The sequence below is a fragment of the Streptomyces sp. NPDC048664 genome (assembly GCF_040650555.1).
GTDB lineage: Bacteria > Actinomycetota > Actinomycetes > Streptomycetales > Streptomycetaceae > Streptomyces.
The window spans coordinates 18,830-41,588 of the sequence record NZ_JBEZHK010000002.1; the positions used below are offsets into that span (position 1 = coordinate 18,830).

At 72.5% G+C, this 22,759-nt stretch carries 25 protein-coding genes; 12 read left to right on the forward strand and 13 right to left on the reverse strand.

From position 1 onward, the window contains the following. Nucleotides 1-3: 3 nt before the first annotated feature. Nucleotides 4-2,130 (forward strand): glycosyltransferase family 39 protein, encoded by a 2,127-nt coding sequence (locus tag AB0C59_RS01945; RefSeq protein WP_363000179.1) that lies wholly within the window; start codon nucleotides 4-6, stop codon nucleotides 2,128-2,130. A gap of 45 nt (nucleotides 2,131-2,175) precedes the next feature. Here AB0C59_RS01945 and AB0C59_RS01950 read toward each other — a convergent pair whose 3' ends face one another. Next, nucleotides 2,176-2,388, reverse strand: coding sequence for a hypothetical protein (locus AB0C59_RS01950; RefSeq protein ID WP_363000180.1), 213 nt, complete (start codon nucleotides 2,386-2,388; stop codon nucleotides 2,176-2,178). Nucleotides 2,389-4,982: 2,594 nt separating this feature from the next. Between AB0C59_RS01950 and AB0C59_RS01955 the strand changes: the two genes are divergently transcribed. The 3 genes from AB0C59_RS01955 (at nucleotide 4,983) to AB0C59_RS01965 (ending at nucleotide 8,438) form a co-directional block, all read left to right on the forward strand. Beyond that, complete coding sequence (locus AB0C59_RS01955; protein WP_363000181.1) at nucleotides 4,983-5,756, forward strand: peptidylprolyl isomerase; 774 nt, start codon at nucleotides 4,983-4,985, stop codon at nucleotides 5,754-5,756. Nucleotides 5,757-5,794: 38 nt separating this feature from the next. Further along, nucleotides 5,795-6,901 (forward strand): glycosyltransferase, encoded by a 1,107-nt coding sequence (locus AB0C59_RS01960; protein ID WP_363000182.1) that lies wholly within the window; start codon nucleotides 5,795-5,797, stop codon nucleotides 6,899-6,901. A gap of 70 nt (nucleotides 6,902-6,971) precedes the next feature. Further along, nucleotides 6,972-8,438, forward strand: coding sequence for a DUF2079 domain-containing protein (locus AB0C59_RS01965; RefSeq protein WP_363000183.1), 1,467 nt, complete (start codon nucleotides 6,972-6,974; stop codon nucleotides 8,436-8,438). 46 nt (nucleotides 8,439-8,484) lie between these two features. On the opposite strand, the gene AB0C59_RS01970 is transcribed toward AB0C59_RS01965, so the two are convergent. Next, nucleotides 8,485-9,480 carry an FUSC family protein gene (locus AB0C59_RS01970; RefSeq protein ID WP_363000184.1) on the reverse strand — a complete coding sequence of 332 codons (996 nt, stop codon included), beginning with the start codon at nucleotides 9,478-9,480 and terminating at the stop codon, nucleotides 8,485-8,487. Between the two features lie 304 nt (nucleotides 9,481-9,784). Between AB0C59_RS01970 and AB0C59_RS01975 the strand changes: the two genes are divergently transcribed. Then, nucleotides 9,785-10,240: a hypothetical protein gene (locus AB0C59_RS01975; protein ID WP_363000185.1), complete on the forward strand. Its 456-nt coding sequence runs from the start codon at nucleotides 9,785-9,787 to the stop codon at nucleotides 10,238-10,240. A gap of 185 nt (nucleotides 10,241-10,425) precedes the next feature. Further along, nucleotides 10,426-11,160 (forward strand): GAF and ANTAR domain-containing protein, encoded by a 735-nt coding sequence (locus tag AB0C59_RS01980; protein WP_363000186.1) that lies wholly within the window; start codon nucleotides 10,426-10,428, stop codon nucleotides 11,158-11,160. On the opposite strand, the gene AB0C59_RS01985 is transcribed toward AB0C59_RS01980, so the two are convergent. Next, the gene (locus AB0C59_RS01985) at nucleotides 11,146-11,499 is read right to left on the reverse strand and encodes a DUF6479 family protein (RefSeq protein WP_363000187.1); all 354 of its coding nucleotides are present in this window, start codon (nucleotides 11,497-11,499) and stop codon (nucleotides 11,146-11,148) included. The two genes, AB0C59_RS01980 and AB0C59_RS01985, sit on opposite strands and share 15 nt — an antisense overlap. Before the next feature lie 127 nt (nucleotides 11,500-11,626). On the opposite strand from AB0C59_RS01985, the gene AB0C59_RS01990 reads away from it, so the two are divergent. Continuing rightward, complete coding sequence (locus tag AB0C59_RS01990; protein WP_363000188.1) at nucleotides 11,627-12,103, forward strand: hypothetical protein; 477 nt, start codon at nucleotides 11,627-11,629, stop codon at nucleotides 12,101-12,103. Nucleotides 12,104-12,139: 36 nt separating this feature from the next. On the opposite strand, the gene AB0C59_RS01995 is transcribed toward AB0C59_RS01990, so the two are convergent. The 8 genes from AB0C59_RS01995 to AB0C59_RS02030 form a co-directional block, all read right to left on the reverse strand. After that, complete coding sequence (locus tag AB0C59_RS01995; RefSeq protein ID WP_363000189.1) at nucleotides 12,140-12,553, reverse strand: gas vesicle protein K; 414 nt, start codon at nucleotides 12,551-12,553, stop codon at nucleotides 12,140-12,142. Further along, on the reverse strand, nucleotides 12,550-12,798 hold the full coding sequence (locus tag AB0C59_RS02000; protein WP_363000190.1) for a gas vesicle protein: 249 nt from the start codon (nucleotides 12,796-12,798) through the stop codon (nucleotides 12,550-12,552). Before AB0C59_RS02000 ends, AB0C59_RS01995 begins: the two co-directional genes overlap by 4 nt. Further along, entirely contained in the window at nucleotides 12,795-13,667 is an 873-nt protein-coding gene (locus AB0C59_RS02005) for a GvpL/GvpF family gas vesicle protein (protein ID WP_363000191.1), read from the reverse strand. Before AB0C59_RS02005 ends, AB0C59_RS02000 begins: the two co-directional genes overlap by 4 nt. Further along, on the reverse strand, nucleotides 13,660-14,076 hold the full coding sequence (locus tag AB0C59_RS02010; protein ID WP_363000599.1) for a gas vesicle protein: 417 nt from the start codon (nucleotides 14,074-14,076) through the stop codon (nucleotides 13,660-13,662). The genes AB0C59_RS02005 and AB0C59_RS02010 overlap by 8 nt, the downstream gene beginning before the upstream one ends. A 57-nt stretch (nucleotides 14,077-14,133) precedes the next feature. Further along, nucleotides 14,134-14,388, reverse strand: a complete 255-nt coding sequence (locus AB0C59_RS02015) for a gas vesicle protein GvpG (RefSeq protein WP_363000192.1) — start codon at nucleotides 14,386-14,388, stop codon at nucleotides 14,134-14,136. 47 nt (nucleotides 14,389-14,435) lie between these two features. Then, nucleotides 14,436-15,149: a GvpL/GvpF family gas vesicle protein gene (locus tag AB0C59_RS02020; RefSeq protein ID WP_363000193.1), complete on the reverse strand. Its 714-nt coding sequence runs from the start codon at nucleotides 15,147-15,149 to the stop codon at nucleotides 14,436-14,438. Nucleotides 15,150-15,151: 2 nt separating this feature from the next. Then, nucleotides 15,152-15,640, reverse strand: a complete 489-nt coding sequence (locus AB0C59_RS02025) for a gas vesicle structural protein GvpA (RefSeq protein ID WP_363000194.1) — start codon at nucleotides 15,638-15,640, stop codon at nucleotides 15,152-15,154. 85 nt (nucleotides 15,641-15,725) lie between these two features. Then, nucleotides 15,726-16,088, reverse strand: a complete 363-nt coding sequence (locus tag AB0C59_RS02030) for a gas vesicle protein (protein ID WP_363000195.1) — start codon at nucleotides 16,086-16,088, stop codon at nucleotides 15,726-15,728. Nucleotides 16,089-16,241: 153 nt separating this feature from the next. Here AB0C59_RS02030 and AB0C59_RS02035 point away from each other — a divergent pair, with 153 nt between their 5' ends. From AB0C59_RS02035 to AB0C59_RS02050, 4 genes are all read left to right on the forward strand, one after another. Further along, nucleotides 16,242-17,183 carry a histone H1-like repetitive region-containing protein gene (locus AB0C59_RS02035; RefSeq protein WP_363000196.1) on the forward strand — a complete coding sequence of 314 codons (942 nt, stop codon included), beginning with the start codon at nucleotides 16,242-16,244 and terminating at the stop codon, nucleotides 17,181-17,183. 3 nt (nucleotides 17,184-17,186) lie between these two features. After that, complete coding sequence (locus tag AB0C59_RS02040) at nucleotides 17,187-18,188, forward strand: SRPBCC family protein (RefSeq protein ID WP_363000197.1); 1,002 nt, start codon at nucleotides 17,187-17,189, stop codon at nucleotides 18,186-18,188. 164 nt (nucleotides 18,189-18,352) lie between these two features. Further along, the gene (locus AB0C59_RS02045) at nucleotides 18,353-19,057 is read left to right on the forward strand and encodes a hypothetical protein (RefSeq protein ID WP_363000198.1); all 705 of its coding nucleotides are present in this window, start codon (nucleotides 18,353-18,355) and stop codon (nucleotides 19,055-19,057) included. Further along, a complete protein-coding gene (locus AB0C59_RS02050) occupies nucleotides 19,054-20,445 on the forward strand; it encodes a HAMP domain-containing sensor histidine kinase (RefSeq protein WP_363000199.1) in 1,392 nt (463 codons plus the stop codon). The genes AB0C59_RS02045 and AB0C59_RS02050 overlap by 4 nt, the downstream gene beginning before the upstream one ends. A 21-nt stretch (nucleotides 20,446-20,466) precedes the next feature. Here AB0C59_RS02050 and AB0C59_RS02055 read toward each other — a convergent pair whose 3' ends face one another. Together AB0C59_RS02055 and AB0C59_RS02060 are read right to left on the reverse strand one after the other, a co-directional pair. Next, nucleotides 20,467-21,510 carry a hypothetical protein gene (locus AB0C59_RS02055; RefSeq protein WP_363000200.1) on the reverse strand — a complete coding sequence of 348 codons (1,044 nt, stop codon included), beginning with the start codon at nucleotides 21,508-21,510 and terminating at the stop codon, nucleotides 20,467-20,469. Further along, nucleotides 21,507-21,863: a PadR family transcriptional regulator gene (locus AB0C59_RS02060; RefSeq protein ID WP_363000201.1), complete on the reverse strand. Its 357-nt coding sequence runs from the start codon at nucleotides 21,861-21,863 to the stop codon at nucleotides 21,507-21,509. The genes AB0C59_RS02055 and AB0C59_RS02060 overlap by 4 nt, the downstream gene beginning before the upstream one ends. Nucleotides 21,864-22,027: 164 nt before the next feature. Between AB0C59_RS02060 and AB0C59_RS02065 the strand changes: the two genes are divergently transcribed. Continuing rightward, a complete protein-coding gene (locus AB0C59_RS02065; protein ID WP_363000202.1) occupies nucleotides 22,028-22,681 on the forward strand; it encodes a biliverdin-producing heme oxygenase in 654 nt (217 codons plus the stop codon). Nucleotides 22,682-22,759: the final 78 nt, after the last annotated feature.

Genomic DNA, 22,759 nt, shown 5'->3' on the forward strand with positions numbered 1-22,759 from the left:
CGCATGACCACGACACCCCACCCCCCACGGACCGTGTACGGCGCACCGCCCCCGACCGCGCCGGACGGCGAGGCGCACGCGCGCGGGCGAGCAGCCGGCGGCTCCCGCCTCGCCCGGATGGGGCGGGGCAGGCCCGAGGACCCCCGCTGGGGCCGCCCCGCGCTCCTGGCGCTGCTCCTGGTGACCGGCCTCTTCCAGCTGTGGAACCTCAGCGCCTCGGGATGGGCCAACTCCTTCTACTCCGCAGCGGTCCAGGCGGGCGGCAGCAGTTGGAAGGCGTTCCTCTTCGGCTCGCTGGACGGGGCGAACTCCATCACCGTCGACAAGCCGCCGGCCTCGCTGTGGCCCATGGACCTGTCGGTGAGGCTCTTCGGCGTGAACCCGTGGTCGATCCTCGTGCCCGAGGTGCTGATGGGTGTGGCGACCGTGGCCGTGCTGTACGCGGCCGTACGGCGCCACTTCGGCCCGGCGGCCGGACTGCTGGCCGGCGGCACGCTCGCGGTGACGCCGGTCGCCACGCTCATGTTCCGCTACGACAACCCCGACGCGTTGCTCGCGCTGCTGCTCACGCTGAGCGTGTACCTCGTCGTGCGCGCGCTGGAGGACGGGCGCACGAAGTGGCTGGTGGGGGCCGGGGTCGCCGTCGGCTTCGCCTTCCTGGCCAAGCAGTTGCAGGCGTTCCTCGTCCTGCCGCCGCTCGCGGTGCTCTACGCGGTGTGCGGCCCCCGCACGCTGCGCGGGCGACTGGGGCAGCTGCTGGCGGCCGGGCTCGCGATGGTGGTCGCGGGCGGCTGGTGGGTGGCGCTGGTCGAGCTGTGGCCCGCTAGCTCGCGCCCCTACATCGGCGGCTCGACGGACAACTCCTTCCTCAACCTCACGTTCGGCTACAACGGCCTCAGCCGGGTCAGCGGCGGCGGTAGCGGCCCCGGTGGCCGTGGTGCCGGTGGCGGCGGCATCGGCGGCACGGGTTCGCCCTCGGCGCTCAGGCTGTTCAACGACAGCCTGGGCGGGCAGGTGTCCTGGCTGCTGCCGGCCGCGCTGATCCTGCTCGTCGCGGGCCTGGTCCTCACCCGCGGGGCCGGCCGGACCGACATCGCCCGTTCCGCGTTCCTCGCCTGGGGCGGCGCGCTGCTGGCGACCGCCGCGGTCTTCAGTTCCATGTCGGGCATCTTCCACGCGTACTACACCGTCGCGATCGCCCCGTACATCGCCGCCCTGGTAGGGATGGGCACGGTCGCCCTGTGGCGGGCGCGCGCCGGCAGGTGGGCCCTCGTGGTGCTCGGCGCCGCGGTCGCCGCGACGGCGGTGTGGGGGTACGTCCTCCTCGGACGCACCGGCCACTACGGCCCGCTGAAGTGGTTCGTGCTGTGCGGGGGGCTCGCCGCGGCCCTGAGCCTGCGGTTCGCCGCGCGGTGGGGACGCCGTGCGGTCCTCGGGATCGCCGGGCTGGGTCTGGCGGCCTCGCTGGCGGGCCCGTTCGCCTACTCCGTGACCACGCTCACCACCGTGCACAAGGGCGGCATGCCGACGGCCGGCCCCGCCTCGACCGCGAGGTCGGGCGGCCCCGGCGGCGGCCTCCCGCCCGGGATGGGCCGGGGCGGGCCCGGCCGGAGCCAGGGGAAGGGCCAGGGGCTGGGGCCAGGTGGCCTGGGTCAAGGCCGAGGGTCGGGTATGCCCGGTGGCGGCATGCCGCCCGGTGGTCCCGGTGGGGGCCAGGTGCCCGGCGGTGGCCGTGGGGGACAGGCTCCGCCCGGGGTCGGCCGGGGCGAGGGCATGCCCGGCGGTGGGCCGGGTGGTGGCGAGAACGCCGACAGCAAGGTGACCGCCCTGCTGGAGCAGGACGCGGGCCGGTACACCTGGGTCGCGGCCGGAGTCAGCACGCACAGCACCGCCGCGTACCAACTCGCCACGGGGAAGCCGGTGATGGCCATCGGCGGGTTCAACGGAACCGACCCGTCCCCGACTCCGGCCGCCTTCAAGAAGCTGGTGGCCCAGGGAAGGATCCACTACTTCATCAGCGGCGGCACCGGCTCCTCGACCACGATCACCTCCTGGGTGGCGTCGAACTTCAAGAAGGTCACCGTCGGCGGCGCGACCCTGTACGACCTGACGCGGAAGAACACCTCCTGAGCCCCGCCCTGTCGGGCACGCCGCACCGGTTGCGTGCGGACGACGTCACGACGTCCGGGCGCAGATCACGAAGGCGGTGAACGTGGCCGTGGCACCGTTGTTGGTGACGTCCACGAGCCAGGTCTCGCTGGTGCTGCTCTTGACGGTGCTGGTGACGATGAGATCGGTGCTGGTCAGGGTGTACCCGCCGCCGACGGCGAGCTCGCCCGCCGCGCAGTCAGCGTTGGACTGACCGGACTGGGTGTTCTCCAGCGTCACCGGCACCCCGTCCCGCTGAACGACCGCGGCAAGCCCCGCCCCCGTCGCACCTGTGGCCCCGGTGGTACCGGTGGCACCCGTGCTACCGGGGGCGCCCGTGGAGCCGGTGACTCCGTCAGCGCCGGTCGGGCCGGTCGGGCCGGTCGAGCCGGTGGCTCCGGTGTTCCCGTCAGTTCCCGTTGCCCCGGTGGCCCCGGTGGCCCCGGTGGGGCCGGTGGGGCCGGTCGCTCCGGTCGGGCCCGTGGCTCCGTCGGTGCCGGTTGGGCCTGTTGCTCCGGTGCTCCCGTTAGTTCCGGTGGCGCCCGTGGCTCCGGTGGGACCGGTCGCTCCAGTCGGGCCCGTGGCGCCGGTCGCGCCGGTGGCTCCGTCGGCTCCGGTCGGGCCGGTTGGGCCGGTGGCTCCGCTGTTCCCGTCAGTTCCGGTGGCCCCGGTTGGGCCGGTCGCTCCGGTCGGGCCCGTGGCTCCGGTCGGGCCGGTTGGGCCGGTGGTCCCGTTACTTCCGGTGGCGCCCGTGGTCCCGGCGGCGCCGGTGGGACCCGTCGCTCCGGCCGCGCCCGTGGCGCCGGTCGCGCCGGGGTCTCCCGTCGCACCGGTGGCACCCGTGGCGCCCGTCGCACCCGGATCTCCGGTGGCTCCGGTGGCACCTGTCGCTCCTGCCGCGCCGGTGGCGCCGGTCGCCCCCGGGACCCCGGTAGCACCGGTAGCCCCTGCGGCGCCGGTCGCTCCCGTGGCGCCGGGGTCTCCTGTGGGTCCGGTGGGCCCTGTCGCGCCTGCGCCGGTGACGCCCGTGGCTCCGGTTGCTCCGGTGGCGCCGGGGTCTCCTGTGGGTCCGGTCGGGCCTGTTGCGCCTGCGCCCGTGGGGCCCGTGGGTCCGATGGAGCCGGGTTCGCCGGCGGTGCCGGTCGGGCCGGTGGGTCCGGTGACGCCGAAGCCGGTGGGGCCGGTGGGTCCCACCGTGCCGGGTTCGCCCGTGGTGCCGGTCGGGCCTGTGGGGCCGGTGGCGCCCGAGCCGGTGGGGCCCGTGGGGCCTGTCGCTCCGTCTGTGCCGGTGGCGCCGGGGCCTCCCGTCGGGCCGGTGGGCCCGGTTGCACCCGCGCCGGTGGCGCCCGTCGCTCCGGTTGCTCCGGTGACGCCGGGGTCTCCGATGGGCCCGGTGGGCCCGGTGGCCCCGAAGCCGGTGGGGCCCGTGGCGCCGGTCGTTCCGGTTACGCCAGGGTCTCCTGTCGGTCCGGTGGGGCCTGTTGCGCCCGCTCCGGTGGGGCCTGTGGCTCCGTTCGCGCCGGTGGCGCCGGGGCCTCCCGTGGGACCGGTGGGTCCTGTCGCGCCTGCGCCGGTGGGCCCGGTGGGCCCGGTGGGCCCGGTGGTGCCGGGTTCGCCTGTGGTGCCGGTCGGTCCGGTGGGTCCTGTTGTGCCGAAGCCGGTCGGTCCGGTGGGGCCCGTGGCTCCGCCTGTGCCGGTGGCGCCAGGGCCTCCCGTGGGGCCGGTCGGGCCTGTTGCCCCTGCGCCGGTGGGTCCCGTGGGCCCGGTGGTGCCGGGTTCGCCCGTGGCGCCGGTCGGGCCGGTCGGTCCAGTGACGCCGAGGCCGACCGGGCCCGTGGCACCGGTCGTTCCTGTGGGTCCGGGGCCTCCTGTCGGCCCGGTGGGTCCTGTCACGCCCGCGCCGGTGGGGCCTGTGGCGCCGGTGGTTCCGGGGCCTCCGGTGGGTCCGGTCGGTCCTGTTGTCCCTGCGCCGGTGGGGCCTGTGGCGCCGGTGGTTCCGGGGCCTCCTACGGGTCCGGTGGGGCCTGTTGCTCCTGCGCCGGTGGGGCCTGTGGCGCCGGTCGTTCCTGTGGGTCCGGGGCCTCCCGTGGGTCCCGTGGCTCCTGCGCCCGTGGCGCCCGTCGCTCCGGTCGAGCCGGGCTTGCCCGTGGTGCCGGTCGGGCCCGTCGGTCCGGTGGGGCCCGTGGCCCCGGTCGAGCCGGTGACGCCCGGGCCCCCCGAGGCGCCGGTCCCACCGGTGGGACCCGTCGCGCCGGTGGGACCCCTCGCCCCGGTGGGCCCCGTGTGGCCGGTCCTTCCGCCGTCGCACCCGCCCGCCGGCGCCGGGACCGTGCGATGCCCGTGATCCCGGCCGTGGTCGTCGTCCTTGCACGGGCGCTGGGCCGTCGCGGCGTCGGCCGCGGTCACCAGGCCGGTGAGTCCGGGCATCGACAGAACCGAGGTCGCCAGCGTCACGCCTCCCACGGCGCCCCACATGCGCCGTCGACGTGCCCTGTCGGAGCCCTGTCCAGCTCGTGTGCTCATCGCCTTACCTTCGCGCAGGGACATGCCGCTCCCGGCAGGGAGCGATGGGGTGGATTGTCGCCTAAAACGACTGAAAATACGCTTAACGTGATCGAAGGCATCACTGAAATAAGCTGCTTGTCGATCAATCGGCTGTACATTTCAGCAGCCTGGACAGGGCCGGCGGCCCCCGATCGCGGCCCCCTCGACGACCCCACCGTATGCCTGACATTTCGTCAGAGATCGGCGTTGCAGCCCTTCGTGGAAGCCGACCGTGGCTACGCTCCCAGCGCGAATCAGGGCATATCGTTACCTAGTGGGGCTGAATGAGCATGTCTGGCGGAGAGCCGCAGCAGGAGCCGCACGCCGTCGAGCACGAGCGGCGGAGCCGCACCGGCATCCCCGCGCCAGGCCCGGCCCGCCCCGCGAGGCCGAGGCTGGTCGCGGGCGCCGCCACGGCACTGGCCGTCACCCTCGGGTTCGGGGCGCTGACGTGGGCCGCGGTCACGGTCACCGAGGAGAGCGCCGACCTCAAGCCCCTGTCGCAGAAGGTGGGATCCTGCGCGTACACCCTCAGCGACCCGCACAAGCGCGTGCCCCTGCCCTCCACCGCCCCGCCGGCGCGCGGAAGGCCGTACACCGTGAAGCTGGCCACCAGCATGGGCGCGATCACCTTCGAGACGCTCGGCGAGGCCGCGCCCTGCGCGACGAACTCCCTTGTGCACCTGGCCCGCGCGGGCTACTACGACGGCAGCGCCTGCCACCGCGTGTCCACGCGGAACATCTTCGTCCTGGAGTGCGGCGACCCGGCCGGAAAGGGGACGGCCGACCCCGGCTACTACTTCGGGGACGAGAACCTCGCGGGTGCCACCTACAAGGCCGGCACGGTGGCGATGTCCAAAGTCGTCCCGGGTCGCAACGGCAGCCAGTTCTTCATCAGTTACGCCGACCCGCAGGTCCGCATGGCGCAGGCGTGGACGCCATTCGGGACGGTGGTGGGCGGCCTCGACGTCCTGAAGCGGATCGGGGGGAACGGCACGGCCGACGGCTCCTTCGACGGCAGGCCGAAGAAGCCCGTGGTCATCGAATCCGTGACCGTCCGGTAGTCGACCGCCGCGGGCGGCAGCACTCTTCAGGAGACCTCATGAAGCCAACCATCTGCCTGTGCATGATCGTCAAGAACGAGTCGAAGGTCATCGAACGCTGCCTGGCCGCGGCGAAGGGCGTCATCGACACCTGGGTCATCACCGACACCGGTTCCACCGACGGCACCCAGGACATGATCCGCCTGGCGCTCGACGGGGTCCCGGGCGAACTGCACGAGGAACCCTGGGTCGACTTCGGGCACAACCGGACGCGCAACATCCAGCGCGCCCTCGGGAAGGCCGACTACCTGCTGCTGGTGGACGCGGACCTCGAAGTGCTGCAGACCGGCCGGCTGCCCTCCCTGACGGCCGACTCGTACATGCTGCGCCACGAGGGCGACACGTCGTACCGCATCCCCCGCCTGGTCCGCGGCGACCTGCCGTGGCGGTACGAGGGCGTCACCCACGAGTACCTCACCTGCGACCGCGACGCGACCCGCGAGAACCTGGACGCCCTGGTCATCCGCGACCACGGCGACGGGGGTTCCAAGCACGACAAGTTCGAGCGCGACGCACGGCTGCTGAGCCTGGAACTCCAGCGGGACCCCGACAACCCGCGCACCGTGTTCTACCTGGCGCAGACCATGCGGGACCTGGGCCGCAACGCCGAGGCGATCGACCTGTACGAGCGTCGTGCCGCCATGGGCGGCTGGGTGGAGGAGGTGTACTTCTCCCTGGTGCAGGTCGGCATCCTCAAGGCGGCGGCCTCCGACTGGCCGCACGCCGCCGAGGCCTTCACCAAGGCGTGGGAGACCCGCCCGCAGCGCCTCGAGGCGTGCTACGAAATGGCCTCGCGGCTGCGGATGATGGGGCGCCACCACACCGCGTACGCCCTGCTCGGCCATGCGATCCGCAAGCCCATGCCGACGGAGGACATCCTGTTCACGCAGCCCTGGGTGTACCGATGGGGGCTCCTGTTCGAGTACTCGATCACCTCCTACTGGGTGGGCGCCCACGACCGGTCCATCGTCGCGTGCGACGAGCTGCTGTCGATGCGTGACCTGCCCGACGCCATCCGCGAACAGGTGGGCAAGAACCGGAGGTTCTCCGTCGAGAAGCGCCTGCAGGCCCGGCGCGGGACCGGGACCGGCGCGACCGCCGGGTAGGCGGCCGAGGCCCGCGCGTCCAGGACCGGACCACGGTGAACAGCTCGACCCCTATCACCAGAGAGCAGACATGGTCATCAACGCGTTTTCCTCCGGCACCTTTCCCCGGCCCAAGGTGGGCTCACCGCGACGGGAGGCGGATGCCGGTTCGCCGGACGAGGCGCGGGGCGTCGGGTGGCAGATCTGGACGCTCGCGGCCGTCCTGTGCTTCATGTACATGCTGGTCGGGCTGCGTACCCAGGAACGGATGCTCTCCAACAGCTTCGATCTGGGCATCTTCGACCAGGCCGTCCGCTCCTACGCGCACGGCCGCCTTCCGGTCTCGGAGCTCAACGGCCCCGACTCCCCGGTCCTGGGCGACCACTTCTCACCCATCCTCGCCCTGCTGGCCCCGTTCTACCTGGTGTGGCCGACGGCCAAGACCCTGCTGGTGGCCCAAGCCGCCCTGGTGGCGCTGAGTGTCGTCCCGCTGGCCCGGTGGGCCCGGCGGTCCCTCGGACAGCCGGCAGCCCTCGTCATCGGCGCGGCCTACGGCCTGTCCTGGGGTGTGGCCAGCGCGATCGGCTTCGACTTCCACGAAGTGGCCTTCGCGGCCCCGCTGCTGGCCTTCTCCCTGTCCGCTCTCGGCCAGGGCCGCATGCGCGCGGCGGCCTTGTGGTCCTTGCCGCTGCTGCTGGTCAAGGAGGACCTGGGCATGGCCGTGTGCGTCATCGGTCTGCTCATCGCCCGGCGCGGCGCCCGTCGGACGGGATTCGTGACCGCCGGGATCGGTGCGGGCGCGGCCCTGCTGACGGTGCTGGTGATCATCCCCTCGTTCAACACCACCGGCTCCTACACGCACTGGTTCGGCATCGACGCCGTCGGCAGGGGAGGGGGCCTGCTCGGCCTGCTGGACCACGCGACGCTCGGGCTCGTCACCCCGCTGGACAAGGCGACCACCCTGCTGTTCTGCCTGGCCCCGGTGCTGTTCCTGGCGGTGCGGTCACCGCTGGCCCTGGTCGCCGTACCGACCTTCCTGTGGCGGTTCGCCTCCAACTACTCGCCCGACTGGGGAACCAGATACCACTACTCCCTGGTGGTCATGACCGTCTTCTTCGCGGCGTTCATCGACGCGCTGATCAAGCGCCGTCCGAGCGCGGCGAGCCTGCGCCGCCATCTGGTCGGCGTCGGCGGGGTCGCCCTGCTCCTGCTGCCGAACTTCCCGATGTGGCAGCTGTTCCAGCCCGCCACCTGGCGCGACGACATCAGGATCGGTACGGCCCGTGCCGTCATGCGCCTCATCCCCGACGGCGCCACCGTGCAGGCGTCCACGTATCTGGTGCCGCAGCTCAGCAACCGCACGACGGTGAGTCTCTTCGGCTGGTACGCCAGCAGGCCGAACCCGCAGTGGATCCTGGTGGACACGTTCGTGCCCGCGAACCTGCGCTGGCCGCAGACCTTTCCGCAGGAGCGGGCCGCCCTGGACGCGGCGCGCGCGGGCGGCTACACCACCGTGGCCGACACCTTCGGATACGTCCTGCTGCACCGCCCCGGCTGAGGGGCCACCACGGCTTCGGGCCGTACCGGCGCGCGCCGCCGGCGCGTCAGGGAGGGGGCCGGGCCCCGCACCGGTCCGTGAGGCCGCCGACGGCGAGGGCGAGTGCGGCTCCGGCCACGGTCAGGCCCATGCGCACGGCGGCCAACTGCCAGTCGCCCGCGCCGTGCCGCATGTCGAAGGACAGTGCCACGACGGTCAGACACAGCGTCCACCAACCGTAGTGAGCGGCCCCGGCCAGGTGCATGGCGCAGAGGGTCACCGCCACGATCGTCGCGCGTTGCGGCACGGTGAGCGGCGGGGTCAGCAGCAGCGCGGCGATCATGCCCCCGCCGATCGTGCCCACCACCCGGTCCCGTGCCCGGCCGTGCCGTGTCACGGTGTCCGGCTTGGTGACACGCAGCGCCGACGTCGCCAGCCACACGGCATGGGGGATGGGCAGGAACCAGGCCGTGGCGACCCCGAGGACCCCCGTCGCCACCACGGTGGTCGCATAGGGCGCGCCCTCACGGGCCCGCGCCCGCAGGTCCGCCACGCAGCGGGCGGGAGTCGGCCCGGACGCCGGGCCCGTGACGGCGATGACGCCGGCCTGCCACAGGGCGCCGCCGGCGAAGCCCGCCGCGTACTGCCACCAGCGGACCCCCGGGGCCAGGTTGATCTCGGCCAGCAGGAAGGACAGCGCGGCCATGGACGCGGCCATGCGCAGTGGACCGCCCGCGACCTCCCACAGCCCCTGCAGCGCGGCCACCACGGCGGTACCCGCGACCAGGGCCGAGGGGAGGGCGGCGGCCAGCGCGCCGGCCGCCGCCCAGAGACCGAGTCCGAGGGCGCCGACGAGAAGGACCGTGCCGCGCGGCCTGCCGCTCAGCGACGAGAACGCCGCCACCATCAGGTACGCCCCGAAGGAGCCTGCCGCCCCGACGGCCGGACGGCCGAGACCGGCGGCCACCGTGAGCGGCACCACCACCGCCACGGCCCGCACGGCGGCCACACCCACCGTGAGCGCGGCGGCGCGGTGCACGCGAGGCCGGGGAGGTCGCGGCATGCGTCGCCCTCCCGGAAGGAGAGGACTTCCCCGATGTGACGACCACCTCATGGGGCGAGTCCGACCGCTGGATGCCAGGCACGCCGCAAGGCCCGCCGGCGCGTCACGAGAAGCGTAGACGGGGGGTGCGCCAGAGCCCGGCAGCCTCGCGTCCGCGTTCCGCTTCCGCTGTTACAAGACAGCGACATGACGCCGATGAACGCATTGGTCGGTCTTGTCGTCATTTCTTGTGACTGCGCCAATCGGCAGGTAGCTCCCCTTTGGTGCTAAACGACAATCTCGACATGGAAACGGACACATAGTGATGATCTCCAAGCGGCGCTCCCTGCGTACGGCCGTCGTCGGCACCCTCGGCGCGGCCTCCCTGGCCCTCACCGGCACGGCGATGGCGGCGTCCACCCCGACCCCGGCCCCGCACGCGACGTCGTCCGCCGCCGCGCACCAGGCCCCGGCCGCGAAGACCCCGGCCGCGAAGACTCCCGCGGTGAAGGCCACCATCACGGCCGCCCCCTCGGTGTCCTCCGTCCGCGCCTGGCAGCTGTTCCGGGTCACGGGCAAGACCACGGGGCTCACCGCCGGCAGCAAGGTGACCCTTCAGCAGAAGCAGCACGGCGCGTGGGTCACCCTGCCCGCCTCCACGCCCGTCGCGCGCGGCGGCTCCTACTCGCTGGGCGTCAAGCTCGGCCTGAAGGGCAAGAACGACCTGCGCATCGTCAACGGCTCCACCGCCTCGCCCGTCTTCAACGTGACGGTCCGCTGAACCGAGCCGCCGCCATGACCCCCGCGAGAGCACGGCGGCGCAGGGGTCATGGCGGCGCGCGCGGCACGCGGGCGGGTCGCGGGCCCGGACGACCGATCCGACGGACCATGATCGTGTGAAGGGGGCGTGGGCGAGCAGACGGCACGCCAGGACAGGTGCCGAGGTCCGAGGAGAGGCGGTACGGAATGGACTGGCGTACGTTCGCGCAGCAGATGGCCGCCATGGCGAGGGATCTGCTCGCACAGGAGACGGTCGACGACACCCTGGAGCGGATCACCCGCTCGGCGGTCCGACTGGTGGAGGGCTGCGACGCGGCGGGCATCCTCGTCCTGCGCGGCAGGCAGGTGAAGTCGCTCGCGCCCACGCACCAGTTCGTCGCGGACAGCGACCGGCTCCAGGAACGCCTCGCCGAGGGCCCCTGCTTCGACGCCGCCCTGCGGCGCGAAGGCGAGCGGGTCTTCCGCATCGCGGACCTCACCGAGCGTCAGCCCGACTGGCCGGGCTTCGCCCGCGCGGCCCGTGCCCTGGGTGTGGGCAGCATGATGGGCTTCCTGCTGTTCACCGAGGACGAGGATCTCGGCGCGCTCAATCTCTACTCCCACCGTCCGGGCGCGTTCACCGAAGCCAGCGAGACGGCGGGGTGGCTGCTGGCCTCGCACGCGGCGGTCGCCTTCTCCAGCGCCCGCACCGACGCCCAGTTGCAGCAGGCCGTCGCCACACGCCACGTCATCGGGGAGGCCATGGGCATCCTCATGGGCGGCCACCGTCTCACCGAGGAGCAGGCCTTCGACGTGCTGCGGCGCTACTCCCAGGAGAACAACGTCAAACTCCGTGAGGTCGCCCGCAGGGTCTGCGACGAGGGCGGCCTCGACCGAAGAGGCCCCGACCGGTCCGGCGAGGCACCCTCAGCCGGTGCCTGACCCGCCGGATCCGGAGTTCCAGCGCGGCCGCCTCTGATCGGTGCTGCGCCTGCTCCCGGCGGAGTGGAGGTCGTGCGGTGTCAGGCGATCGCCCTGCTGCTCGGCACGCGGCACCGCCTCGGGCTCCCTCCTCTCACGGGAGTCCATGTCCGGTCCGGAGGCGGGCCCACGCCGGGCCTGAGGGGTGGTGCGGGAAGGAGCCTGCTCCCGGCGGCGCACCCGGATCCCGAAGCGAATGGACCAGACCAGAGCCGCGACGACGACGAGACCCGCGACGAAGGCGACGGTCATGGCCCCCGCGGCGCCCGAAGCGACGAAAACAACAGCGATCCTCATCATGGACCCCGAGTACCCCGGCCGGAACGGATACACCCCGCTCGTGTCCGGCGAGCCGCACCGTGCGGCGTGTGCCTCACCGCCGGTCGGGTACTCGACGAGCCCTGCGCGACCCCGCTGAGGAGGCACCATGAGTCCGGGAGCTCTCAAGATCTATCTCAATGACCATCTGGCCGGGGCGACCGCGGGACAACGACTGTCGCGGCACCTGGCGGAACATCACCGCGCGTCGCCGCACGGCGGCGAACTGCGCAAGGTGGCGGACGAGATCGCGGAGGACCGCCGGGCGCTCCTGGAGGTGATGGACAGCCTCGGGATACCGGCGCACCGGTACAAGGTGGCCGCAGGCCTGCTCGCCGAGAAGGCGCGTCTGCTCAAGTTCAACGGTCACCTGAACCGGCGCTCGGGTCTGAGCGAGGTCCTCGAACTGGAGGCTCTGCGCCTGGGCATCGAGGGCAAGAGCCTGCTGTGGCAGACGCTGCTCTCGCTCGCGCCGGACTCGGGCCTGGACGAGGAACGGCTGCGGGACCTGCGGGACCGCGCCCGGCGGCAGATCGGCACCGTGGACGCCGTACGCAGGCAGGAGGCGGTCGGAGTGCTCGGCTGAACGGCGCTCATCCGGCACGTTCAGTCCGGAGGTCGTTCAGTCCGGCGGTTCGGCGGGCGGCAGGAGTGTGCCGAGCGGACCGAGGTCCAGGTTGAGGTCCTCCATGGTCAGGCCGTACTGGGCGCACAGGTCGTTCATGCGGTCGTGGAGGATCATGAGGGTGGCGCCGAGCCGTTCCTCCTCCTCCTCGCTCAGGTCTCCCTGGTCCACCCGGTGCAGCGCCTGCCGCTCCATGAGCTGCCGCAGCAGCTCGACCAGGGTGAGAACGAGTCTGATCAGGTCCCGTTCCACGGTGTCGGGGTCGGCGCTGATCCGGCGCGCGGGGCGCGGTGGCCGGCGCGGCTGCGCCGACGCGATGTCCTCCGGCACGGCGGGCAGCAGCCGGAACGCGCGTGCCGCCGCGTCGGCGACCTCACCGAGGCGGTCCGCGGGGCCGGGTGGGTCCGTCACGACGCGCCCTCCGAGCCGGGGACGGCCTTCCGGCCGGGCTCCTGCCAGGGCGACGGGTTCTGGGCGCTCACCGAGACGATGAGCGCCCGCAGAGACACCCGGACGAGGTCGATGTCGGCGATCGACAGCACCACGTCGCCGGTGAGGACGACGCCGCCGCTCAGCAACCGGTCCAGCAGATCCACGAGCGCCACCTGACGCTGCGCCAGCGGCTCGGCCCCGGGCGACCGCTCCACAGAACTCATGACGCCGGGTCCGCCGCCTCGGCGGGATGCTCCCTGCCGGGGGGTGCGGCGAAGGAGTACGGTGCCCACGGTCCGGTGACGTCGATCCGCACACCGGGCAGCCCCCGGCCGGCGTCGAGGACCCGTGCGCGGAACTCCTCGGCGTTCTCCCGCGCCAGGAGGTAGGCGTCGTTGACGACGTTCTCCCCGGCGCCACCCGCGAGTTCCCCCTGCTGCACCCGGTGCCGGGCATGCCCCGTCGCCATGGTGGCGCCGATGGCCTCGACACGCTCGGCGGCCTCCCGGGCGGCCTGGTGGAACGCCTCACGCGACTGCCGCTGGGCACGGCGTGCGCGCAGATAGGACCGTCCCGGACCGAGCTGGTCGGCCGCGCCCGCCGTCCCCTCGGTGGCCGGGGCGGGTCCGGTGCTCGGCTGAACGGCGTCGGTCCCCGACTCGACGTAGATCTTCACGCCCCATTCCAGGTGACCCGCCAACCTCCGCAACGCCAGCGAGAACGCCTCCGCGTCCCGCCGCAGCATCGTGCGCACCCGCTCCTCGTCGAGATACACGGTGGCGAGCCGCAGCGGCAGCACCGTGGTGTGCGCGGCGAGACACTCGATCACGGTGTGGTGGGCGCGGGCGACGGACTCCAGCCACTCCAGATCCTCCAGATGGTGCCGTAGGGCGCTCTCCTGGAAGTCGGCCGCGGGCACCGTGCTGACGGCGGCCGTGAGGGAACTCCCGGAATCCGGCGCGCCGTCCGCACCGGCCCCCGCGCCCACCAGGTGGACGGGCGCCCCCGCCACCCCCCGCGCGCCCTCCAACGCCCCGGCGGTGCCTTCCGTGTCACCGAGGACGGCGTAGGCGTAGACGACCGGTTCACCCATCGTCCGCTCCGCTCCGCCGCCCGGGGGAGGTGGACCGCGTGCCACGGCGCCGAGCGGAGCCCGGCTCCCGCCGGCCCGGCGACAGCTCCCGCTCCTCCTTGAGCGCCTCGACCTCGGCGCGAAGCCGCCGGTTCTCCTCGCTCAGCGCCCTGTCGTCGGCCCGGGAGGACAGCGAGGGGTCGTGCTCCCACCAGTCGATGCCCATCTCCCTGGCCTTGTCGACGGAGGCGACGATCAGCCGCAGCTTGATGGTGAGGAGTTCGATGTCCAGGAGGTTGATCCGGATGTCGCCGGCGATGACGATGCCCTTGTCCAGGACGCGTTCCAGGATGTCGGCCAGGTTCGCGGACGAGCCCTGACCCTGACCGTATCCGTACGGGGCGGATGCCCGGGACGGATACGAGCCCAGCCGGCTCGCGGGCGAGCCCGCAGCGGAGTCCGTCACGCGGTCGCCTCCCTTTCCCGCTCAGAGAGCGTCGTCTCCCCGCCAGTAGGCCGCGATCTCCTCCAGGCGGTCCAGGAGCAGGTCCTCGCGCTCGTCGAAGGTGCGCTGGTCGATGCGACCGGCCAGCAGGTCCTTCTCCAGCGCGGCCAGTTCGCGCTCGACGGGCTCGGGGTCGTAGTACTCGCGCTCGGCCGTCTCGACGACCTGGTCCATGACCCAGCCCACGCCGCGCACGGGCGCGAGGGGCAGGGCCAGGATCTCGGTGAGCAGCCCCATCGGTGGGCACCTCCTCGGCTCTCGGCCGTCCCGGACAGGCCCTCGGATCAGACGAAGCTGTACGGGGGGAGTGGTCCGTGCAGCCTGAGTTCGCATTCCGTGCCCAGCTGGTTGGCCAGGCTCATCTCGGTGGCCAGGAACATCTCCTCCTCGTCCTCGCCGACCAGGAACGACACGTTCAGGAAGTCCTGGCCCCCGGGCGGGGAGACGCTGTCCTCGCGTGTGTGCAGGCGCAGTGCCTCCACGATGCCCGCGGCGAGCGCCTGCTGCCGGGCCTCGGCCTCGCGGGCGACCATCTCGCCGAGTTCCAACGACATCTGCGGCGTCGCCGAGCCGCCGCGGCCCGCGTCGTTGAGCCGGCGGGCCTCCTCCGATTCCTGGAGGATCCGCCGCAGCAGCGCCTCCTCGTCCCAGGACGCCTTCAGGTTGTACTCCGCGGCACTCTCGAGCCCGCGCAGCCGTTCCTCGTACTCGCTCGCGTGCTCCTCCAGGGCGGCGTGCACCGCGTCGTCGCTCTCGGCCGTCATCCCGAACCGCAGCGGCAGCACCGCCCCGTCGGCCATGAGCCGCACCTGGACCTCCTGGTGAGCCGTGACATCACGACGCTTGGGGCGCAGGTCGGCGGGTGCGTCGCTGACGACCGCGTTCAGCACTCCCGCTGTCACCGTGCGCAGGTCGCCGGGGGGATCGCCGACACCGTGGAGTTCGTCCAAGGACGCCGGGTGGCTCTTGGAGATGACGGAGTAGACGTAGACGGCCATGGTCACTCCCTCTCGCGAGCGCGTCGGGACGTCGTCCTGTGGGCCGACCTGCGGCGCGGGCGCCTCGGCTCCTCCTCGTATTCCTCCTCGGCCTCCGGTTCGTCCGCTTCCGCGTCGTCCTCGTCCTCGTCACCGCCACCCGTCAGGGAGTCCTTGACGGCCTCGACGGCACCGGTGAGCGCCCCTTTGGACTTGCCCTTGGCGCCGCCTTCGGTGATCTCGCCGACGAGGTCGGTGAGCTGTGCGGGCTGTCGGTTGCCGGATTCGAGGTCGAGGCGGTTGCAGGCCTCGGCGAAGCGCAGATAGGTGTCCACGCTCGCGACGACGATGCGCGCGTCGATCTTGAGTATCTCGATACCGACGAGGGACACGCGGACGAAGACGTCGATGACAAGGCCGCGGTCGAGGATCAGTTCCAGGACGTCGTAGAGGCTGCCCGTGCGTCCGCCCCCGCGCGACACACCGCCTCCGCCCTGCGGCACCATCGTCATGGCGTCTTCTCCCTTCCACCCCCCTCGCGCGTCCGGCTGTACCGCTCCCCGTTTCGATCGGTGGCGCGCGGCTGCGTACGCGGGTTCAGCCGCGCCGGTCCGTCTGCCCGCGCGTGTAGCGCCGGGTCCGCTCGTACGCCACCAGGTCGCCCTCCTCGTCCAGCGTCACGCGGTAGGTGCCCATCACGCTGGTCGTCTCGGGGATCCGCTCCAGTTCGAGTACCTCGACCTCCGCTTCCCAGCCGTCATCCGTCGGTTTGATCGCGGAGACCGATTCGGGAGCACGTCCCAGAAGTTCCTGGAGTTGGCCCGCCGCGGACCGCATGGCCCATGCCGCCGACCGCTTACCGGACGCAGGCCGCTCGCCGCCGGACGAGCGGCGAGCGGCGCTGTCACGGCGGGGGGACCGCCTGCCACTCCCTGTGCCGTCTCTGTCCGACGCGGCCATGTTCCTGACTCCGACCTCCGTGGTTGGAGCGGCGCTCCCATGCCAATCAAACGTACTATTTCAACATATACCCCTAGCAAGTGAGCCGCGATGGACACCTGATCGCCTCGCACCCTCCGGGTGCGCGAGCGGCTCACCGGGAGGGATCCACCCATGAACGATTCGACCAAAGTCGCTCTCGCTGCCGCAGTCGCCGGTGGCTACGTGCTCGGCCGTACGAAGAAGGCACGACTCGCCTTCGGGCTGGCCACCTACCTCGCGGGCCGGCGCTTCGGCCTCCAGCCGCAGCAACTGCTCACCGAAGGCCTCAAAAGGCTCCAGGAGTTGCCGCAAGTGGCCGACCTCAACGAGCAGTTGCGCGGCGAACTGAAGGACGCCGGCGGCAGGGCGCTCGCCGCCGCGGCCGACCGCAAGTTCTCCGACCTCGCGGACGCCCTGCGTGAACGGACCGCTCGCATCGGGAGCGAGAAGGACGAGGAGGGTGAAGAGGAGGAAGAGGACGAGGAGGACGAGGAGGAGTACGAGCCGGAGGAGGAAGAACTCGAGGACGAGGGGGAAGAGGAACCTGAGGAAGAGGAACCTGAGGACGAGGAGGACGAGGGAGGGGAAGAGGAGCCCGAGGAGGAAGAGGAGCCCGAGGAAGAGGCACCGCGCTCCCGGCGTCCCGCGCCGAGGCGGCGGCGTCCCGCCCATCGTGCCGAGGAGGCGGGGGAGGAGCCCAGGAGGCACCGTCGCGGGGGTGATCGCCAGGCAGGACGGCCCAGGGCGCCCAGGGCGCCGGCGCGCAGGTCCACCGCGAAGGAGGCGGAGCCGGCGAAGAAGGCGCCCGAGAGGAGGGCGGCCCCGGCGAAGAAGGCCCCGGCCAAGAAGACCGCGGCGAAGAAGGCGCCCGCTAAGAAGGCACCCGCGAAGAAGGCCGCGGCGAAGAAGACGGCTCCGGAGAGGACCGCCGCGAAGAAGGCGGCCCCCAAGAAGAGCGCGACCGCCAAGAAGGCTCCGGCCAAGAAGAGCGCGGCGGCCAAGAAGACCACTGCGAAGAAGACCACGGCCAAGAGATCGACGGCCGCGAAGTCGACGTCCACACGGCGGAGGTAGGCCATGGCCAGGACGGCACAGAAGTCTGAACAGGACCAGTCCTCGGGCCTGGAGCGGCTGCGCGAGGAACTCACCGACTACCTCGGTGCTCAGATGGAGCATCTGGCGGACGTGGCCGGCGGCAAAGTGGAGGGCCTCACCGACCAGTTGATGGACGTGGCCGACAACGGCGGTGTCCTCCCGAAGGTCGGGGCACGTGTGCTGCAGGGGGACTCGCCCGTGAAGGCATTCCTCGGCGAGAAGGCGAAGAGCGTCAAGGACAGCGTGACCGAGAAGGTCTCGAACCTGTTCGGCGGCGGCAAGGGGCGCAAGTCGGGCAGCCACAAGGTCACCACCATCATCGAGCACATCGATGTCGGCGTCCCGCTCCGCACCGCCTACGACCACTGGACCCGCTTCGAGAAGTTCAGTTCCTTCACCAAGGGCGTGCGCAGCGTGTCCCAGGGGGACGAGACGAGCAGTGACTGGAAGGTGAAGGTCGGCCCCTCCAGCCGCTCCTGGAAGGCCACGATCCAGGAGCAGATCCCCGACGAACGCATCATGTGGACGTCGGACGGAGCCAAGGGCACCACCCGCGGATGTGTCAGCTTCCATGAACTGACGCCCACGCTCACGCGCATCGTGCTGGTCGTCGAGTACTACCCCTCGGGCTTCTTCGAGAAGACCGGCAACCTGTGGCGTGCCCAGGGACGCAGACTGCGGCTGGACGCCAAGCACTTCCAGCGCTACGCCACGCTCTCCGACGAGGACCCCGACGGCTGGCGCGGCGAGATCAGGGACGGCGAGGTGGTCCGCACCCACGAGGAGGCGATGGAGGAAGAGGAGGCGGAGTACGAGGAAGGGGACGAGGAGGGCGGCGCTTACCCGGAGGACGAGTACGACGAGGAAGAGGGGTACGAGGGGGAGTACGACGAGGAGGGTCGCGAGGACGGCGAGGGCGGCGAGGGCGGCGAGGAGGAGTACGACGAGGAGGCGGAGGACGAGTACGAGGACGAGCAGGCGTGAGCCTTCGCAGGCCCCCGGTCGTGGGCGGCACCGCCAGGTGCGGCCCACGCGGGCGTCACAGTCCGTCACTCTCCGCGTTCAAACGATCCACAAGATGGATAAATAGGACTTTTCCGTGGAATCCCTTTAGGGTCTACGGGAAGACGTCCACCCCAGGGAGCCCCGTGAGCCCGATACGCGTTGTCACCGGCGCCGTGCTGGCGGCCGCCGGTGCACTGCTGCTGGCAGGCTGCGGCAATCCGGGCGGACCGGTCGGCGCGGGCGCCACCCGCACCGCGGTGGCCCCGGTCCAGCTGTGGCCGGGTGGGCTCCCCACCATATCCGTACCGCCGATCGGCTACGGCGAGAGGGACACGCGGACCGTACCCGGCGTCAAGGCGCCGGACGGCGACGTGCACGCCCTGAACCCGGCGGTGGTGGTCCGGGCCGACGTCTCCACGGAGCCCGCCAAGGGCCCCCGCACCGACGGGCTCGCCGCGGCGACCGTCGACAAGCTCATCGCCTGCGTTCCGAAGCCGAGCACCTGTCCGATCATGAAGCCGTACTACAGCGATCTCACCGGCGACGGCAAGGACGAGCTCATCGTCGGCATCTCCATGCCCGACCGGCAGACCTCCGTCCGGGTCTACATGCCGGAGAAGGGCGGCCTGACCCGCATCCTCCAGGACGCGGAACCGTTCATCGGCGTCTCGCTGGCCCGCGGCGACCTGATCACGCGTTCCCTCTCGGCGGGCATTCCCGGCTACGAGTACCGGACCGCCTGGAGCTGGGACGATCGGCAGCGGGCGATGCTTCCCACCCGCGACGAGATCATCCGCATCAAGCCCACCGGCTCCAGCAGCCCCGAAGTGCCCACGGAAACACCATGAGCCGTGGGCCCACGCCCGGCGCACGGCGGCACCCGCTGCGGCTGCCCGCCTGGTCGGCGACGCTGACCTGGAAGGCGGCGGTCTTCATCACCGTGATGTGCTGCTCGCTGGCGGCACTGCTCGGAGTCCTGGTGCATGTCTCGGTGACCCGGCAGACGGTGGAGCAGGCGCGCGAGGACGCGCTGCACCGGCTGGACGACGTGACCGAGGCCTACGAGGCCGGCGACCCGCTGGGCCAGCTCGGCGGCGTGGACCCGCCGGGGCTGCCGCCCCAGCTGCGGGAGCTCGCCCAGCACGGGCAGCGCGGCACGATGGTCGGGGACGTGCACGGGAGGCCTACGATGTGGGCGGCGGGTCCGGCGGACGGCCGCGTCATCGCCGTGGACCTCGACTACTCCCTGGGCGCGAACACGATCAACGGCCTGGACCAGGCCATCGTCTACTCCTCGGCGCTGGCGATCGGCGCGACGCTGCTGGTGGGCGCGTTCGCGGTGAGCCGCGTCACCGGGCGGCTCCGCCTCACCGCGCTCGTCGCCCGCCGGATCAGCGCGGGTGATCTGGACGCACGGGTCAACGACGCCCGCGGCCGGCACTCCTCCCGCCCCGAGGACGAGGTGGCGGCGGTCTCCGACGCCCTGGACACCATGGCCTCCACGCTGCAGGCGAAGCTCCTGAGCGAGCAGCGCTTCACCGCCGACGTGGCGCACGAGCTGCGTACCCCGCTGACGGGCCTGTCCGCCGCCGCCGAACTGCTGCCCCCGGGGCGCCCCTCCGAGCTGGTGCAGGACCGGGTCCGCACGATGCGGGCGCTGACCGAGGACCTGCTGGAGATATCGCGTCTCGACGCGGGCGGCGAGCGCGTCGACCTGGCCGTCCACGAACTCGCGCCCCTCACCGAGGGGGTGGCGAGGATGATGCGCGCGTCCGGTGTCCGGACGCAGGTGCGCGTCCTTCGGGAGGTGAACGTCGAGACGGACAAGCGTCGGCTCGAACGGGTCCTCGGGAACCTGATCGCCAACGCGGATCTGCACGGCGCCCATCCGGTGGTCGTGTCGGTCGACGGGCCCGTGGTGTCCGTCCGGGACCACGGACCGGGGTATCCGGACTATCTGCTGGAGCACGGCCCCCAGCGGTTCCGTACCGAGTCGGGCGGCAAGGGGCACGGCCTCGGGCTGACGATAGCCGTCGGCCAGGCCGCCGTGATCGGCGCCGAGCTGACGTTCTCCAACGCGCCGGACGGCGGCGCCGTCGCCCGGCTGGCTCTGCCCGAGTACCCGCACTCGGTGGACCACCCGGAGGAGGGAGGCGGGCCGCCCACCGGCGGCGCGGACACGGAGCGCGACAGCTCCACGGGCGAGTACGGGCGGCCGTCGCTTCGCCTGCCGTGATCCGCGTACGGCGTCACCGCCTCACCCGGTGGACCGCTTGCGCCGCACCTCGGCACCGAGGAGCGCCACCTGCGTCGCCAGGGCGACCGCGGCCAGCACCGTCAGCCACAACGGCCCACCGGAGGCGAGGTTGGCGGCCAGATAGCCGGCGAGGACGACTGCGAGCAGTGCCGCTTGGGCGTCCCCGCGCGTCCACCGGCGTGCGCGGGGCGCGGACTGCTCCTCGGCGAGCCTGAGCGCGTACACCTCGACCGGCCCGAACTCCTCCTCGGGAGCCCGGCCCGTGGCGGCGAGGTGGCGGGCGGCCTCGCCGGCGAGCGCGGTGGCGCGGGCGCGGGAGAGGCCGTGCCGCTCCTCCAGCAGGCGGGGCAGGGTGACCAGCCAGTTCTCGGACCGGGGCGGGGGCGGCATGGCGGATTCATCAGGGGTAGGGGTGCGGGTCGGTTCGTGACGTGCCGCCGCCCACAGCATCAGGATGCCGAGGACGCACAGCGCGGGGGCCGGCGGACGGCCGAGGGAGGTGGTGGGTAGCCGGGTGAAAGCGGCGGCGGCCGCCACTACCGCCGCGGCGGCGCCGACTCCCCACCCGATGGAGCCGCGCACGCGGGAACCGGCGAGGCTCGCCGCCAGGCAGGCGCTCAGCAGGGCGACCCCGGTGAGTGCGCCGCCGGCCAGCGCGGCGGGCGTGACCGTCGGTCTCGTTCCGGCCCAGGCCCACGTGCAGGCGCCGCCCACGAGAGCCGCGATCCCGGTCTGGGCGAGCGCCACGCGGACGTGGTCCGTGAAGGTCGTACCGTCCCAGCGCCGGTGTGCGCGCTGCTCGGGTGGCTGGCGATCGCGGACCACGGCGGCGGCGTACTCCTCGGCGGAACCGAACGCCTCTTCGGGCCTCTCGCCGCTCTGCGCGCAGTGCTGGTCCACCTCGTCGAGCACCGCGTCGACGGTCACCCGGTCCACCGAGCGCCGAGCCAGCGCCAGGGCCAGCCGGGCCTTCCACCGGGTGCTGTCCGCGTTGCCCGTGCCGTTCGTGGTGTTTGTGTTGTCCCTGCTGTTCGTGCTGGTCACGGCCCCTCCCTCGTTCCTCGTGCCGCCTGCCCCAGCAGACCGTCCATCGACCGGGAGAACCGCTCCCAGCTCGCCGTCTCCTCGAGCAGGCGGGCCCGCCCCGCGTCGGTGAGCCGGTAGACCTTGCGGCCCGGCCCGCCCTCCCCGGGCTCCCAGCGGGCCTCAACCAGCCCGTCCGTCTCCATGCGCCCGAGCACCGGGTACAGCGCGCCGCCGCGGATGGTGCCGAAGCCGTGCGTGGCCAATTGCTGGACCAGCGCGTATCCGTGCTGGTCGTCCCGCGCCAGCACGGCGGCGACGGCCAGGGGCAGCACGCCGCGCAGCCAGCCGGAGGACGGTTCGTGCGCGGACATCCCCGTAGTCGCCTCCGCTCTCTACTCAGAAATGTGGACTAGTTCGATTTCAGAGTAGTGAGTGACGGTGCGGATGCCCATGGCGGTGCGGGCCGGGAAAATCTTCCCGACGAAGCGCCGGCAAGGGTTGACTTAGGTAAACCTAACCTCGGATGATCCGGGGCATGGACTCCCTCCCCTTCTCGACCCTGCTCCGTACCGCCTCACACGCACAGCACAGGGAGGCGGAGAGCGCGACGTTCGTCGGCGACCTGCTCGGCGGCCGCCTGGGCGTGGAGGCGTACGCGAGCTACACCGAGCAACTCTGGTTCGTCTACGAGGCCTTGGAGGCAGAGGCCGCCACGGTCGCCGCCGACCCGGTGGCGGGCCCCTTCGTCCGGCCGGAACTCTTCCGGCTCCCGTCGCTGGAGCGGGACCTGGCCCATCTGCGCGGCGCCGACTGGCGCACGAGCCTGCGCGCGCTGCCCGCGACCGAGGAGTACGCGGCCCGGGTGCGCGAGTGCCGGGAGCGGTGGCCGGCCGGCTACATAGCCCACCACTACACGCGCTACCTCGGAGACCTCTCCGGTGGCCAGGTCATCCGCGACCACGCGGAGCGGACCTGGGGCTTCGCGAGGAAGGGCGACGGCGTCCGCTTCTACACCTTCGACCGCATCGCGAACCCGGCCGCGTTCAAGCGGGAGTACCGCGAACTGCTCGACGGGGTCCGGGCGGACGAGCTGGGCAGGCAGCGGATCGTGGTCGAGTGCCGGCACGCGTTCAGCCTGAACACCGCGCTCTTCCGGACCCTGGGCGAGCAGTTCCCGCGCATCGCGTGAGCGCGGCGCGTCCGGGCCCGCCGGGCCGAGTGCCGCGCCCTCGGCCCGGCGGGTCGGGTGGCTGTCCCGGGCGCCGAC